Here is a 15,661-nt window from a genome sequence, read left to right on the forward strand (position 1 = left end):
TTTTATTTTAATGCACTTTCAATATCGGTATATGATAAGTTTAATGCATCCGCAACACCTTTATTAGTTAATTCACCATTAATCGTACTTAAGCCTAAAGATAATGTTGGATTATCTTGTAGTGCTTTTAAATAGCCTTTTCCAGCTACTTGTTGCGCATATGGTAACGTCGCATTGTTTAATGCGATTGTTGACGTACGCGGCACTGCACCTGGCATATTAGCTACTGCATAATGTACTACACCATGTTTTTTATACGTTGGGTCATCGTGTGTAGTAATACGATCTGTTGTTTCGAAAATGCCACCTTGGTCGATCGCAATATCAACAATCACTGCCCCATCTTTCATTTGTTTAACCATTTCTTCAGTAACGAGTTTTGGTGCTTTTGCGCCTGGAATAAGCACTGCACCAATGACTAAGTCACTATTTTTAACACATTGCTCTATATTTAATGGGTTTGACATGATTGTATGTACTTGGCCACTAAACAAATCTTCTAATTGTTGTAAACGTTTAGGGTTAACATCTAAAATTGTAACGTCAGCACCTAAGCCTAAAGCAATTTTTGCAGCATTTGTACCAGCTTGGCCACCACCAATTATACTTACGCGTCCTTTTTCTACGCCAGGAACACCACCAAGTAGAATACCCATGCCGCCTTTATATTTCTGTAAGAACTCAGCACCAATTTGAGCAGACATTCGACCTGCCACCTCACTCATTGGTGTTAATAATGGTAAAGAACGATCTGGCAATTGCACTGTTTCATAAGCGATACTAATGACTTTGTTTTCTAATAAAGCTTTAGTCAATTTCTCTTCATTTGCTAAATGTAAATAAGTAAATAGAATTAATCCTTCCTTAAAGAATTGGAATTCTTCTTCCAATGGTTCTTTAACTTTCATAACCATATCTACGTTCCATACTGCGAGCTTGTTCATTTACAATTTTTGCACCAGCTTCAGTATAGTCCACATCTTCAAAATAAGAGCCTAAACCAGCAGATTTTTCAACAATAACATTATGACCTTGCTCAACTAATGCATGCACACCACTTGGGGACAAACTCACCCTGTTTTCGTTGTTTTTAATCTCTTTAGGAATACCTATAATCATTTCATCCACCTCCAAATTTATAGTAACGTGTATTCTATGAAAGCGCAATCAAAGAATAGGGTACTTTTACAACAGCGAATTATGTTAATATTCTGTAAATGGTGGTATAATATAAATAAGAAGAATAAGGAGGTCATTGATATGCTAACTTATAAAAACATTTTAATTGCGGTAGATGGTTCACACGAGGCTGAATGGGCGTTTAATAAAGCTGTAGATGTTGCAAATCGTAACGAAGCAAAATTAACAGTTGTGAACGTCATTGATTCACGAACATATTCATCATACGAGGTATATGATGCACAGTTCACTGAGAAATCAAAAAATTTCTCTGACGACTTGTTAAAAGGTTATAAAGAAGTTGCAACAAACGCTGGTATTAAAGATGTTGAAACTCGCTTAGAATTTGGTTCTCCAAAAGCAATTATTCCAAAAAAATTAGCAACTGAAGTAGAAGCTGATTTAATTATGTGTGGTACTTCTGGTTTAAATGCTGTAGAAAGATTTATTGTTGGTTCTGTTTCTGAAGCAATTGTACGCCACTCACCTTGTGATGTACTTGTTGTACGTACTGAAGAACTGCCAGAAGATTTCCAACCACAAGTAGCAACAGACGAACTTAGATCGCAACACCAAGCTCAATAAAAATTCACTAGTTTAATTTCATAAAAATAATTTAGTTACCTTTAAAATCGAAACAAAGATAATTGGCTTGTTTCGTTAGGATAGTTTGTTCATTTATTTAGAGCAATCTATCCTTTTTAATATCCAAAGAAATGAACTTGCAAAGTTATATTGCGCATTCAAAGTGAGTTTTACAAACTCCTTATCAAAACTTCATATGCACTTTAAACAAAAGATATATGATTGAAGTTGAAAAGCATAATGAAAGGAGTATGAACAACCTATGAAACCGATGCGTAAAGCGCTTATTACAAGCATGTTTACATTATTCATTTCGAGCACAACCTTACATAGTGAAATAATTGCTACAGAAAAAGACAATACAACACGTACCGCAGATCATCTCAAATTAATAGACACCAAAATCTTACCGTTCGATAAAACTTACAAAGATACAAAAGTTGGTGGATTATCTGGTATAACGTATGACCCTAAAAATGATAAATGGCTACTTATGAGCGATGACCGATCAGAACACAATCCGAGCAAGGTTCTATGAAGCTGATATCGACTATAATAGTAATGAATTCAAAGACGTCAAATTTAATGGCGTTCACAAGTTAAAACAACCGAATGGCAAAGATTACATCAATAAAGAGCAATATAAGAACGACGCTGATAATATTGTCGCTGACCCAGAATCGATACGGTTCGATCCACAAACTAATGAGATTCTATATACTAGTGAAGGAGATCGTTCCTTAGGATTGAATCCATTTATTCGTAAAGCAACTGAAGATGGTAAATACTCAGCTGAAATTCCTATTAAAGATACAATAAAAATGGACAAACAAAATAAGAAAGGTTTCCGCAATAATCAAGCTATTGAAGGTAGCACTTTTTCTCAAGATGGTAATACGTTATGGACTTCTATGGAAGGTCCACTAATACAAGATGGCCAAAAACCTACGCCTGAGTCAGGCGCCTTATCACGCATCACACAATATGACCGCGAAGGCAACATATTATCTGAATTTGCATATCCACTTGATGCGATTCCTAAAAAGCCTGGCAAAGACAAACAAGCTGATAATGGCATCACAGAAATATTAGCCCTCAATGACCATGAATTTCTTACTTTAGAGCGTGCATCTGTACAAGCGGAAGATGGCTCATTTAGTAATTATGTGCGTATATATAAAATTGATGTGAGTAAAGGAACTGATATCAAAGATATAGAGTCACTCAAAGAAACAAACTCAAAACCTTTAAACAAAACGCTGATTGCTGATTTAAATGAACAAGACATTGGTAAAGTGGATAATATTGAAGGTATGACCTTTGGTAAAAAGCTATCCAACGGTAATGACAGTCTAGTATTGACAGCTGATAATAATTTTAATGAAACACAACAATCTCAAATTATTGCTTTTGAGGTTAAACCAGAGAAAAAATAATCCATTTGCTAAAATGGATTAACAATATAATAAAAGCACCCATTCATTAGTTTTTCTAATGAATGGGTGCTTTTAATTTAAGTATAAATATTTACAACTCATACTTATTTAATGAATCTGGGTTTACTTCCAGATTATTTTACGTTTCCAAAATCAACAACATCACGAGCAATCATTACTTCTTCGTTCGTAGGAATAACAATAACTTTTACAGGTGAATGTGGATAATTAATGAAACCTTCAGATCCATGAATCATTTCATTTTTCTTAGCGTCCCAATAAACACCCATAAACTCTAAACCTTCTAAGACTTTTGCTCTTACAGGGTCAGAATTTTCACCTACACCTGCTGTAAATACAATAACGTCTACACCATGCATACGCGTCGCATATGAACCGATATATTTGTGAATACGAGATGCAAAGACATCAAGTGCTAATTGCGCTCTTTCTTTACCCTCTTTAGAGTCTTCAATGATATCTCTTAAGTCACTTGAAGTACCTGAAATACCTAATAATCCCGATTCTTTATTAAGTGTATTTAATACTTCTTCTGCATTTTTACCCGTTTTTTCCATAATAAATGGAATTAAAGCTGGGTCAATATTACCTGAGCGTGTGCCCATTGTAACACCTGCTAGAGGAGTGAAGCCCATAGACGTATCTACAGATTCGCCACCATCAATAGCGACGATTGAAGCACCATTACCAATATGACACGAGATAATACGTAATTCTTCAATTGGTTTTCCTAAAATTTCAGCTGCACGTTGTGAAACATATTTATGACTCGTGCCATGAAAACCATATTTACGAATTCCAAAATCTTCATAATATTGATATGGTAAACTATATAAATAAGATTTCTCTGGCATTGTTTGATGGAATGAAGTATCAAACACAGCGACATGTGGTGTCTCTGGTAAAAGTTTTCGGAATGCACGAATTCCCATTAAGTTTGTTGGGTTGTGTAACGGAGCTAATTCACTTAACGATTCAATTTGCTTTTCTACTTCATCAGTTATATAAACTGATTCTGGGAATAATTCTCCACCATGAACAACACGGTGACCCGTACCATCAATATCATTAATACTTTCAATGATACCATGTTTTTTAAAGCTTTCTAACATAATGTTTACTGCTACTTCGTGATTAGCAATATCATTGGTATCAGTAATTTTTTCTCCATCCACTTCAATAGTAAAGACAGAATTTTTTAAACCAATACGTTCAATTAGTCCTTTAGTAACAACTTTTTCTTCCGGCATTTCAATAAGTTGGAATTTCAGTGATGAACTACCAGCGTTAATGGCCAAAACTAATTTTGACATAAGCTTGTTGCCTCCATTTTCAATTAAGTTTTAATATACCTATCTATTTAATCATTAATACAGTTTATTTTCAAGAATAATACAGTTTAATTTTCAGGATGATTTTCTTCCATCCACACATTTAAATCTTGTAAAAATGCTTGGAATTGTTGAGGGCTTTTGAAGTCAGGAATGTTCGCTAATAAAACCTCTACTGGTTTAGTAACGTTTGTTTCTTTTTTCTGTAGTACAAGAATAGATTTGCGTGCTTTTTCATTTTTAAATAATGTTGAGGGTAAATTTAAAAATGCTTGCATTTCCGTCTCTGTTGCAATGAAGTTTTGTAACTGTTTCACATTTGAACCTTCGAAAATATTACTTGGAACAACTAAAAAAGCATAACCTGATTGTTTTAAGGCTACAACAGCTTGTTCAATTAATAAAAAGTGAGAGAAACTGTGACCTTCTTCAAATCCTAAAGCCATTTCCTTACTTCTCTCATCTGCCGGATAATAACCAACAGGTAAATCGCCAATAACAACATCTGTCTCCTCAAAAGGTAATGGCATAATTGCATCTTGTGGATAAACATCAAATGGTATTTCTAAAAAGTTGGCTAAATGAACGCTGACTCTTGATAATACTGGATCAACTTCTATAAGATGATGCATTACCGTATGTTCAGTTAACACTTCATGTACAGACGCACTTAGATGACCTGCCCCACTTGCGATATCTACAACGTGTAATTCTTCTTTGTTTTTTAAGAAGCGTTGAGATAAAAAGCCTAAAATTAAGCCAATAGAGTCTGGTGTAATTTGATGATTTGCTTGGATATCTTCTTTTTGCATTAAGCTTAAGTAAGCAAACTGAAATGCTTTTCTTCTATCTTGCAATGTAGCTTGTTCTAACAAGTCTCTTTTACTTGTATAAATATGTTCCATTGCTAGTCCTAAGTTTTCAATAAAACTTTGACCGTTATTTTCATTTAAAGCTTTAGCTTTTTCGTCGAGTGTTTGGAATAACTTTTCCATTACTGTTTCTTCTTGTGTCATTTAATAGTCCTTTCTAAAAAAACTGTCCATAATTTGTTTGAAATTAAGTCAGTTTATGCTAACTTATATTACCAAATAATTATGGACAGTATACTTTATAATGTCAATGATACTGTTTGATTGTTTAACTTCAAATCAAATGACAAATTTTATATTACCTATATTTAATTTAAATAGCACGATATGCTTCTAAAGCAGCGTCGAAGTCTGGGAAATCAGTGCCTTCAGAAACAACTTCAGTATATACTACTTTATTATTTTCATCTAAAACAAAAACTGAACGTGCAAGTAAACGTAATTCTTCCATAACTACGCCGTAATTTTTACCAAATGAAAGTTCTTTATGATCACTTAAAGTAACCACGTTATCTAAGCCATTTGATGCACACCATCTTTTTTGTGCGAATGGTAAGTCAACAGAAATAGTTAACACGACGCCATCTTCCTGCGCTGCTTCTTCGTTGAATTTACGTGTTTGTTTATCACAGACACCTGTATCAATAGATGGTACTACACTGATCAATTTCTTTTGACCATCATAGTTTGATAAAGTTACTTCATTTAAATCATTGTCTAACACTGTAAAATCTGGTGCTGTTTCACCTTTTTTTACTTGTGATCCTAATAATGTAATTGGTTCTTGTTTAAATGTAATTTGCGCCATTTGAATGCCTCCTATAAAAAGTGCTTACTCAATAATTATAACTGTTTAATCTGATGAAATAAACCTTAAACCCTTTGAAACATAACAATCTACTTCAAATAAAACAATTTTTCGAATTTGTTTTTTATTACAACAGTATCAGCAAAATAATCATGTATACCTTTGTGTTTATCTGTAAATATTGTTACTAAATAAGGTAAATTAGCAAATACGCCACTGATAATGCGACCAATCCATTCTCTAAATAATACGTCTACCCAAGTTAATGGTTGTCTATCTGCACGTTCCACTCTTATATTCAAAATCATTTTACCAATAGTTTGTTTAAAATATTTCGTTAATAACACAAAGTACAAATAAAATACGAGTGCATCTAATACGTGACCTACACTAAAATAATCAATCCATAACTTTGCATTATCTATATGTGTAAAATGATAGATTGGTTTCAATATAATACTTTGAATACCAAAAATGATGAGCAAATCAATGAGAAAACTACAAAATCTTATACCAAATCCTGCATATAGTGCTTTTGCTAATTGATTATGAGCAAGTACATCTGACTCTGTTTGTGCTTCGTTTGAATCTGCAACCGAATGTGCAGTATCATCTTGTTTCATATTATCCATTATTACACCTAACCTTCGTATAGATACATAGGTTCAGCTTCAGTATCATTTTTAATTATTGATTTAACTTCATTGAATTCATTTTTAAACTGACCAATACTCGCTTTTGCATTACTAAACGATGAGAAGAAACTACCTTCTTCACTATATTCAAACACTTCTGCATCTTTTGCTTTCATATCTTTTTTCATTGCTTTTAAAGTTTCATCTTCATAACCAATTTCGTCAATTAAACCATTATCTTCCGCTTGTTCTGCACTGTAGATGCGTCCATCAGCTAACTCTCTAACTTTACTTTCAGACATACCTCTACCATCTTTAACTATATTCACAAATCGATCAAAACTATCATCTAATACAGATTGTAAAATATCTTTTTCTTCACTTGTCATAGCTCTTGAGCTACTTAATATGTCTTTATGATCCCCTGATTTTATAACATTTTCTTTAACGCCTATTTTTTCTTGTAATTCTGAATAATCAACACTAGACATAATAACACCGATTGATCCTGTCATTGTTTGAGGACCTGCGTATATTTTGTCTGCTTGGTGCTGAAATGTAGTATCCACCAGATGCTTGCCATACTACCCATATGTACATAAATCTTTTTATCTTTTTGCTTAATTTCTTTTATCTTTTGATAAATTTCATCACTTGGATACGTGCCACCACCAGGAGTATTTACAGATAACAACATACCTTTGACTGTGTCATCATTTTTTACGTTTTCTAATTGTTTTAAGAACGCCTCATGGTTGTAACCACCGCCACCAAACATGCCCCCGCCTGTACCTTCAGCTATTTGGCCATCTAATGTTAAATGTGCAATTCGTTTACTTGAATTGCCCTCTTTTTCTACTTTTTCTGTAAATGGGTCCATTTTAGATGTAGCTTGTTCATCAAATAAAGATGAAAAGACCGCTGAAATTGAACTCATCACGATGCCGCCTAACACGATGACAACCGCAAGTATGATTGCGATAATCCTTTTCTTCGACATTTACACTCACTCCCATAATTTATTTTCCTTTTAACTCCATCCTCAATTTAACCATAATCAATTAAGCTATGTATACCTTATCTCAAATATAAAATAAAAGAGTTTTAAAATAATAATAATGTTTTATCGTAACTGTAGTAATAAGGTACTAAAATATGAACAGACATTATATTATATTTTCGAAAATCATATACAAAAAAGAACGGAAATACGAAGTCAAAATTTGATTTCGTATTCCCGTTCCTATAAGGCTGGACTGAAAAAGGAAGATAAGCACTGAAGATTTTGCATGAGATTGTTATATAATTTTTAATTTAATCTATTTTTAAGTACTATATGATTTGCATTAAATAATCATACGCATTTTTCAAAATTAAAATAGCAGTAACTACAATAAACAGACCTTTGACATAACCAACACCTTTTTTAATTGCGAATAAAGCACCCAAATATGAGCCACAAATCATACTACCGACCATGATAAAACCATAAAAATAATCGACTTGATCTAAAAATATAAATAATATTAATGCCCCTAAATTGGATGCAAAATTTAACACTTTAGCATTGCCTGTTGCACCTAGAAAATCAAATCCAAACATTAATAAAACAAAAAGCATAAATGAACCTGTGCCACCGCCTAAAAATCCATCATATAGACCAATTAAGCACATTAACGCGGCAAATAATATGGCTTTACCGGTAGTAAGTTTTGTAAAAGTACGTATACTACCCCAATCTTTTTTCATTAATGTATAAATCATGACAAGTGTTAAGATAATGATTACGACTGGCTTCAAAAGTTCAGACGGTAAAAATGTAGCAACACTCGCACCACCCATAGCCATTAGGAATACAAATGGAAATAACTTTCCAACAATTTTCAAATCGACATTGCCTGACCTTAAAAAACGAAATGCACTAGTCATCGATCCAAACGCACTGGCTAATTTATTTGTACCTAAAGCCATAGTCGGTGGCATACCCACTGCTAAAAGCGCGGGGATAGAAATTAACCCTCCACCGCCGACAACTGCATCAATAAACGCTGCTAAAAATCCAAGAAGTATGATGATAATTACAATTGAAATGTCCCACTCTAACATGCGCCAACCCCTGTCTGTTTAAATCATGTTAACTGATTATTCATTATAAATTGAACATCTAAAACTAAGTTTTCTATTTTTTAAATGATGCTTACTATAATTTAAACTTATATTTATATTTAAAATAAATCGTCTGCCAAAGCTTGTGTCTCTGAGTCTTTATCACTTTGGTAGTCATTTGAAATTTCTATTGTTTCGATTTGATCCACAGCTTGTTGTACTAATGGTTCAAAATCAAAAATATTTTCATATTTTTCCACTTTTTCAATATCAGGTTCAGTTACCGGATTTTTTGGTGTGAAAATAGTACAACAATCCTCATAAGGTTGAATAGAGACATCAAAAGTTCCAATTTCTTTAGCTCTTTTCACGATATCTTCTTTATCTAATGTGAGTAATGGACGTAACACTGGTGTTGAAGTTACGCTATTGATTGCGTACATACTTTTTAACGTTTGGCTCGCAACTTGACCAAGATTCTCACCATTTACAATGGCATGCCCATCAATTTCATGAACAATTTTGTCTGCCACTCTCATCATCATACGACGTGTAGATGTCATTGTATAACGTTCATGTACAACTTTATTAACTTGTTTTTGTAAATCTGTAAAAGGCACAATGTGTAATTTAATTGGACCTACATGAGAAGCTAAAATACGTGTTAATTCAATAACTTTTTCTTTAGCTTTTTCACTTGTAAATGGCGGACTATGAAAATGAATGGCTTCAATCATTGCACCTCTACGCATGACTTCCATACCTGCTACAGGAGAATCTATACCACCTGAGAGCATAAGTAATGTTTTGCCACCTGTTCCAACTGGCAAGCCACCAAGTCCGGCTATGGTTTTGTCATAAACATAAATGGCATCTAAACGGACTTCTACTTTTATATTGTGATCTGGATTGTGGACATCAACAGTTAAATCCTCTGTTGCATTTAATACCGCATGACACCAATGCCACGTTGTAATTGATAAGTGTCATAAGGAAAGTTTTTATCTGAACGTTTCACGTCTATCTTAAATGTATCTCCGTTTGCGTAGTCTTTTGCAAATTGAATGGCTTGTTCATTTGCCGCTTCTACAGTTTTATCAATTTTTAACACTGGACTAATAGAATAAATGCCGAATACTTTTTTAAGTCTATTACACATTTCATCTATATCTGCGCCTTCGTCTAATTCAATATACATTCTATCTCTATTCGCTTTTACTTTATAACCTTGCAATGGCATTAATGAACGCTTTACATTTGCGCGCAATTTATTCACGAACATTTTACGATTAGCGCCTTTTAATGTTAATTCACCATACCTAACTAATATATGATCATAAATCATACTAACAGCTCCCTTACTTCTTCATATACTTTATAAAAATTATCTTTAAATATTTGAATATCTTCTTGAGTCGTATTGGCTCCCATTGAAATTCTAATACTACCTTCAATTTGTTTTCTAGGTATATTCATCGCTAAAAGCACCTCGTTTAGACTCGATTTTTTAGATGAACATGCACTTGTTGTAGATAACATAATACTATGTTTTGAAAAAGCATTGACCAATACTTCGCCTTTAACGCCTGGTAATCCAACATTAAGAATGTGTGGCGCCGAATTTTGAGGTGAATTCAGTTTAATGCCGTGAAAACCTGTAAGAAATTGACATAAGTCAGCATTAAATTCACTTAAAGCATGGTTAAGTTCTGTGGTATGATTCACAGCTGCTTTCATGGCTTTAACAATTGCAATATCCATTGGTAAATTAACTGTACCACTTCTCACACCATATTCTTGTCCACCACCGTGAATAATAGGTTCAAGTTGATGAATATTTCGAACAAATAATATACCTTGCCCTTTTAAACCGTGAAATTTATGCCCACTCAAACTCAACGTATCTACACCTTCAAAGCATAATGGCACTTTACCAATCGCTTGTACTGCATCTACATGAAAATGTGCTTTGGGATATTGGTGCACAATTTTTGTCGCTTCTTCTATTGGTTGGATTTGACCCATAATATTATTAACGTGCATACAGGTTACTATAGCAACATCATCCGACATCAATGTTTTTAAATGGTCCAAGTCGATTTGACCCTCGTCAGTAACATCAACATATTTAATAATAAATCCTTCTGTTTCTAATGAACGTACAACTTCTAATACAGATGGATGCTCAAGTACTGAAGTGATTATTTCATTAGCAAATGCTTTTTTCTTATATGCTACGCCTTTAAGCGCCATATTATTAGATTCAGTCGCACCACTTGTAAAAACAATATCAAATTTTTCATCTAAATTAAACAAATCTTTTATTTGTTTTTTAGTTTGTTGTAACAATTGGTCTGCTTGTAAGCCGGCTTGGTGTGGACTATTAGGGTTAAAATACAATGATTGATTTACTTTTACATAAGTATCCAACACGTCTTGGTTTGGCTTTGTCGTTGCGGCATTATCAAGATATATCAATTCTTTCACTCCATTTCATTTTTATCATACACACTTATATAAGAAGTGACACTAATTTTATATTTATATTTAAGTTATTACATCAACAACAATACTTTTCTGTCATTTTAAAAATTAATTTTATACTTTCCCTTTAAGCATTATACGCGCTTTTAATAAAAAGAAAAGACACGAAATCATAATTCATTTCGTGTCTTACTCGTGTTATTTTTAAAAAATAAATAATTTAACCAATAACTTGATCTTCTATTTGTTTTGTAATTCCTGGTTCCACACTTTCTAACGCATGTTCAGATATTTCAATTGAACGTTTATATCTATTATTTTTAAATAGTCTTTCAGCTTCATTAAGGCTTTTATCTATATTTGAACTATCTTTACGGTAACGGTTACCATATTCAATAAGTTTCTCAGCATAAACTGCATTAACGAGTACATCCGTAGCTTCATCTTCAAATTTATTCATTTGCAGCACTACTTTAGATACTTTATCTTTCAATTGCTTAACATGTATCGGACGTACACTGAATTTCTTGTTTACTTCACGCACTTCGTAATCAATTTCATTTTTCATTATAATGAAACGTTCCGGTACGCTAGGTAAATTAGAAGCTAATAGCTTTCTATAAACCTCTTCTTTTTTACTTTGTACACGTAAGATATTTTCTTCTGCTTCCGCTTCATCTTCGCGTAGTTGAATTAAGTGATTTTGTAATTTTTCTTGTTTTTCATTAATTACAGCTACATGCTCTTCGATATATTTCAAGTTATCTTGAACTTCACTGTAACGTACTGCAGATTTGGCCATTTCTTTTAGAATTTCATCATAAACAGCTATTAAGTTTTGAATTTCATTTTCAAACTGTCTTACATTCTGTACATCACTTTCATTTATATAGTAATTTTCACGTACATATTCAATTTCAGTTTGTAATGTATAATTCATTTCTTTCGCTCTAAACAAATTATCTGTAATGACTTCTTTTGATTCTTCTACTTCATTTTTTGCTTTAACTTCATGCTCAATTAATTCATACATTTCATCAAGACGATCATTAATATTATTTAATTTTTCATTCGCTTCATCAAGTTCCAATCTACTAATCATCGGTTCTACAAAGCTAAGTTCTGTTTTAAGCGTTTGTAAAGTACTATCAATTTTGACATGATCTAAATCATAGCCCTCTACTTTGAGATCTCTACATCCGTATTTCATATCTTGGAACTGTCCAGGTAATTCTTTTTGTGCTTCTCTGATTAACTCAGGAATTTCTGACATATCCTTTTTTAAAAAGTTCATATCTTCATTTAAAGTTTTGATATGTTCATGTGCGTAAACATAATTACCTTCTGCTTTATATGATTCATAGCTTTCCATTTCTGGTACGAATGCTTCAATTTCATGTTCTAATGGCGCTGCTGCTTCACCGAACTGATGTCTGTTCGCTAACACGTCGCGCTTCATTTCTCGGTAATCCACTTTACATGCTTCATATAAGTGATCACTTTCTTTATGTACGCCCATAATATCTTCGACATCTGTAGTTAATACATTATAATTTTCTTCGTATTTATCCATCAATTCATGTGCTTCATCAATTTCAGTTTGCGCTTGCGAAAATTTAAATTTATCAAGTAAACCTTCCGCATTGTGAATCTTTTCTTCTAATGGTAACAAATATTGATTTTTACTATCTAAAGACGTTTGTTTTAATCTATCATAAGTAGATTTTGTTTCACCTGTTAAAGTTAAATCAGATAATTGAGATAAACTTTCATCATAGGGTAATTGCTCTACTTGTAATTTTCGTTCTTCAGCCTTCTCAATCATTTGGCTTTTATTCGAACGCATATAGAATAATACACCGACAATAATCAGTATAATAACAATAATTGCTAGAATGATATACAATACCATATGTTTTCTCCTCCTATTTTATCACTATTCATTATAACGTAATTTACCCATGCATTAAAAGAGAAAATGAATTAATCAATAATAATATTTTAAATTTCATAGTAAATCTATCTCTGTTAATATTATGTATCATGTTGCTACTAAAAAAAGCCCTTACAAATCATTTGATTGATTACTATTAAAACAGTCTTTATACTAAATGAAAAGTAAAAAGTGAGGTTTTATTAATATGACAGAGGTAAAAGAAACAAATTACGATTTATTACAAAAGCAAGTTGCTAGTCTAATCGAAGATGAATCAAATTTAATTGCTATACTTAGCAATGTCTCTGCTTTACTAAATGATTCATTAGATCAAATTAATTGGGTTGGCTTCTATTTAATAGAAAATAATGAATTAATCCTAGGACCATTCCAAGGCCATCCTGCTTGTGTACATATCGCTATCGGCAAGGGCGTATGTGGCACAGCTGTAGAAACAAATGAATCACAACTCGTTGAAGACGTTAATGCTTTTCCAGGACATATTGCATGTGATGCGAATAGTAAGTCAGAAGTTGTTGTTCCTATTCATAAAGGCAATCAAGTCATTGGTGTCTTAGATATTGATGCCCCTATTATAAATCGCTTTTCAAACACAGATAAAATTGCTTTAGAAGAAATCGTAAGCATTATTGAACAACAAATAGCTTAACATTTAACGCTTGCCTTTCTAATAAGTAAATCTTTGTTTACTGTTGACAGTCATTTATAACAAAGGTACAATGTACTTTGTGTGAATAAACGAAATTAGCAGTTGCCTATTAGTTGGCTCTATGTTGTTCCCAACGCGGACGTGTCGTGTAACCGTAGCTATGAGGTGAGGATACATAAAACAATATATCCAAATAAGCATGCAACACTCTTTTTTGTTTTTTCATAACAACAAAAGAGAAAAAGGAGGAGTCTATTATGGCTCGATTTAGAGGTTCGAACTGGAAAAAATCACGTCGTTTAGGTATCTCATTAAGTGGTACTGGTAAAGAATTAGAGAAGCGTCCATACGCTCCAGGCCAACATGGTCCTAACCAACGTAAAAAATTATCAGAATATGCATTACAATTACGTGAGAAACAAAAATTACGTTATTTATACGGAATGACTGAAAGACAATTCCGTAACTCATTTGAAATTGCTGGTAACCAACACGGTGTCCATGGTGAAAACTTCATGCAATTACTAGTCTGCTCGTTTAGATGCAGTTGTATATTCATTAGGTTTAGCGCGTACGCGTCGCCAAGCTCGCCAACTTGTTAACCACGGTCATATTTTAGTAGATGGTAAACGTGTTGACATTCCATCATATACTTTAAAACCTGGTCAAGAAATTTCAGTACGTGAAAAATCTTTAAAATTAGATATCATTGCTGAATCTGTTGAAATCAACAACTTCGTACCTGAGTACTTAGAATTTGATGCAGACAACTTAAAAGGTAAATATGTACGCGTTCCTGAACGTAGTGAATTACCTGCTGAAATCAACGAACAACTTATCGTTGAGTATTACTCAAGATAAGCGTTTTAATTTCAAACCAAGAAGTCCTTTTGAGGATTTCTTGGTTTTTTTATTTCTATAAAAGTAATAAACTGCCCCCTATTATTTAATTATAAATAGAAATCTTTTTAACTCCCCCGCTTTAAAGCACAATATCTTTTTACTTTTTTATAATAATTACTGTATGCTATGGGTAAAGGAGTGTTAAATTTGATTATTAGAGCATTAGAGGAGACAGATTTAGATTTTGTACATCACTTAAATAATGAATATTCCATTATGTCTTATTGGTTTGAAGAACCTTATCAATCATTAAGCGAGCTTCAATCATTATATAAAAAACATTTATTAGATGAAACTGAACGTAGATTTATTATTGAAAAAGATCAAACGCGTATCGGTGTTGTTGAATTAGTTGAAATTGACTTTATACATAGTAATTGTGAAATTCAAATTATCATTGATTCCGAATATGGTGGTAAAGGATACGCTAAAAGCGCTTTTAAAATGGCTATTGATTATGCATTCCTAGTACTTAATCTCCACAAAATATATTTATTTGTTGATGTAAACAATGAAAAAGCCGTTCATATTTATAAAGCACAAAACTTCTCCATCGAAGGTACATTACAAGAACATTTTTATACTCGCGGTGAATATAGTGATTGTCATGTGATGGGGTTATTAAAAAAGAATTGGGTAAATCATCACGATAATGATTTATCTCATATTAAATAATATGTCTTGCCTATTTATTA

The 15,661-nt window shown here is 32.7% G+C and carries 12 protein-coding genes and 4 pseudogenes; 6 read left to right on the top strand and 10 right to left on the bottom strand.

What is annotated here, in order from left to right; all coding sequences use genetic code 11:
* Positions 1-2: 2 nt before the first annotated feature.
* A pseudogene (ald, locus tag ABLV95_RS06350) lies at positions 3-1,119 on the bottom strand (alanine dehydrogenase).
* Between the two features lie 141 nt (positions 1,120-1,260).
* Between ald and ABLV95_RS06355 the strand changes: the two are divergent.
* The 3 genes from ABLV95_RS06355 to ABLV95_RS06365 all read left to right on the top strand — a co-directional run bounded on the left by ABLV95_RS06355 (position 1,261) and on the right by ABLV95_RS06365 (position 3,200).
* Positions 1,261-1,764 carry a universal stress protein gene (locus ABLV95_RS06355; RefSeq protein WP_046465558.1) on the top strand — a complete coding sequence of 168 codons (504 nt, stop codon included), beginning with the start codon at positions 1,261-1,263 and terminating at the stop codon, positions 1,762-1,764.
* Positions 1,765-2,026: 262 nt separating this feature from the next.
* The gene (locus ABLV95_RS06360) at positions 2,027-2,302 is read left to right on the top strand and encodes a hypothetical protein (protein WP_460876646.1); all 276 of its coding nucleotides are present in this window, start codon (positions 2,027-2,029) and stop codon (positions 2,300-2,302) included.
* Positions 2,265-3,200, top strand: coding sequence for an esterase-like activity of phytase family protein (locus tag ABLV95_RS06365; RefSeq protein WP_460876648.1), 936 nt, complete (start codon positions 2,265-2,267; stop codon positions 3,198-3,200). Before ABLV95_RS06360 ends, ABLV95_RS06365 begins: the two co-directional genes overlap by 38 nt.
* A gap of 134 nt (positions 3,201-3,334) precedes the next feature.
* Here the strand turns inward: ABLV95_RS06365 and ABLV95_RS06370 are convergent, their stop codons facing one another.
* The 9 genes and pseudogenes from ABLV95_RS06370 to ezrA form a co-directional block, all read right to left on the bottom strand.
* Positions 3,335-4,534, bottom strand: a complete 1,200-nt coding sequence (locus tag ABLV95_RS06370; RefSeq protein WP_460872722.1) for an acetate kinase — start codon at positions 4,532-4,534, stop codon at positions 3,335-3,337.
* Between the two features lie 86 nt (positions 4,535-4,620).
* The gene (locus ABLV95_RS06375) at positions 4,621-5,568 is read right to left on the bottom strand and encodes a class I SAM-dependent methyltransferase (RefSeq protein ID WP_046465561.1); all 948 of its coding nucleotides are present in this window, start codon (positions 5,566-5,568) and stop codon (positions 4,621-4,623) included.
* Positions 5,569-5,737: 169 nt separating this feature from the next.
* The gene (tpx, locus tag ABLV95_RS06380) at positions 5,738-6,232 is read right to left on the bottom strand and encodes a thiol peroxidase (protein ID WP_069815379.1); all 495 of its coding nucleotides are present in this window, start codon (positions 6,230-6,232) and stop codon (positions 5,738-5,740) included.
* 89 nt (positions 6,233-6,321) lie between these two features.
* Entirely contained in the window at positions 6,322-6,855 is a 534-nt protein-coding gene (locus tag ABLV95_RS06385; RefSeq protein WP_460876651.1) for an RDD family protein, read from the bottom strand.
* A gap of 17 nt (positions 6,856-6,872) precedes the next feature.
* A pseudogene (gene sppA, locus ABLV95_RS06390) lies at positions 6,873-7,867 on the bottom strand (signal peptide peptidase SppA).
* 332 nt (positions 7,868-8,199) lie between these two features.
* Positions 8,200-8,973, bottom strand: coding sequence for a sulfite exporter TauE/SafE family protein (locus ABLV95_RS06395; protein ID WP_460876653.1), 774 nt, complete (start codon positions 8,971-8,973; stop codon positions 8,200-8,202).
* Positions 8,974-9,092: 119 nt separating this feature from the next.
* Positions 9,093-10,318, bottom strand: a pseudogene (gene thiI / locus ABLV95_RS06400) (tRNA uracil 4-sulfurtransferase ThiI).
* Entirely contained in the window at positions 10,315-11,451 is a 1,137-nt protein-coding gene (locus ABLV95_RS06405) for a cysteine desulfurase family protein (protein WP_460876655.1), read from the bottom strand. The pseudogene thiI and the gene ABLV95_RS06405 overlap by 4 nt, the downstream one beginning before the upstream one ends.
* A gap of 226 nt (positions 11,452-11,677) precedes the next feature.
* Positions 11,678-13,369: a septation ring formation regulator EzrA gene (gene ezrA, locus ABLV95_RS06410; RefSeq protein WP_046465568.1), complete on the bottom strand. Its 1,692-nt coding sequence runs from the start codon at positions 13,367-13,369 to the stop codon at positions 11,678-11,680.
* A 229-nt stretch (positions 13,370-13,598) separates the two neighbouring features.
* On the opposite strand from ezrA, the gene ABLV95_RS06415 reads away from it, so the two are divergent.
* The 3 genes and pseudogenes from ABLV95_RS06415 (at position 13,599) to ABLV95_RS06425 (ending at position 15,641) form a co-directional block, all read left to right on the top strand.
* Positions 13,599-14,063, top strand: coding sequence for a GAF domain-containing protein (locus tag ABLV95_RS06415; RefSeq protein ID WP_427704241.1), 465 nt, complete (start codon positions 13,599-13,601; stop codon positions 14,061-14,063).
* A gap of 257 nt (positions 14,064-14,320) precedes the next feature.
* Positions 14,321-14,924, top strand: a pseudogene (gene rpsD, locus ABLV95_RS06420) (30S ribosomal protein S4).
* A gap of 189 nt (positions 14,925-15,113) precedes the next feature.
* Entirely contained in the window at positions 15,114-15,641 is a 528-nt protein-coding gene (locus ABLV95_RS06425) for a GNAT family N-acetyltransferase (protein WP_002507336.1), read from the top strand.
* The last annotated feature ends 20 nt before the right edge of the window (positions 15,642-15,661 follow it).

Origin of the sequence: Staphylococcus sp. Mo2-1 (assembly GCF_046721385.1) — a bacterium.
Classification (GTDB): domain Bacteria; phylum Bacillota; class Bacilli; order Staphylococcales; family Staphylococcaceae; genus Staphylococcus; species Staphylococcus equorum_A.

What these genes read in the sequence shown, in the direction of transcription:
- ABLV95_RS06355 (WP_046465558.1), top strand. Translation starts at nt 1,261, where the DNA reads ATGCTAACTTATAAAAACATTTTAATTGCGGTAGATGGTTCACACGAG.
- ABLV95_RS06360 (WP_460876646.1), top strand. Translation starts at nt 2,027, where the DNA reads ATGAAACCGATGCGTAAAGCGCTTATTACAAGCATGTTTACATTATTC.
- ABLV95_RS06365 (WP_460876648.1), top strand. Translation starts at nt 2,265, where the DNA reads ATGACCGATCAGAACACAATCCGAGCAAGGTTCTATGAAGCTGATATC.
- ABLV95_RS06370 (WP_460872722.1), bottom strand. Translation starts at nt 4,534, where the DNA reads ATGTCAAAATTAGTTTTGGCCATTAACGCTGGTAGTTCATCACTGAAA.
- ABLV95_RS06375 (WP_046465561.1), bottom strand. Translation starts at nt 5,568, where the DNA reads ATGACACAAGAAGAAACAGTAATGGAAAAGTTATTCCAAACACTCGAC.
- tpx (WP_069815379.1), bottom strand. Translation starts at nt 6,232, where the DNA reads ATGGCGCAAATTACATTTAAACAAGAACCAATTACATTATTAGGATCA.
- ABLV95_RS06385 (WP_460876651.1), bottom strand. Translation starts at nt 6,855, where the DNA reads ATGAAACAAGATGATACTGCACATTCGGTTGCAGATTCAAACGAAGCA.
- ABLV95_RS06395 (WP_460876653.1), bottom strand. Translation starts at nt 8,973, where the DNA reads ATGTTAGAGTGGGACATTTCAATTGTAATTATCATCATACTTCTTGGA.
- ezrA (WP_046465568.1), bottom strand. Translation starts at nt 13,369, where the DNA reads ATGGTATTGTATATCATTCTAGCAATTATTGTTATTATACTGATTATT.
- ABLV95_RS06415 (WP_427704241.1), top strand. Translation starts at nt 13,599, where the DNA reads ATGACAGAGGTAAAAGAAACAAATTACGATTTATTACAAAAGCAAGTT.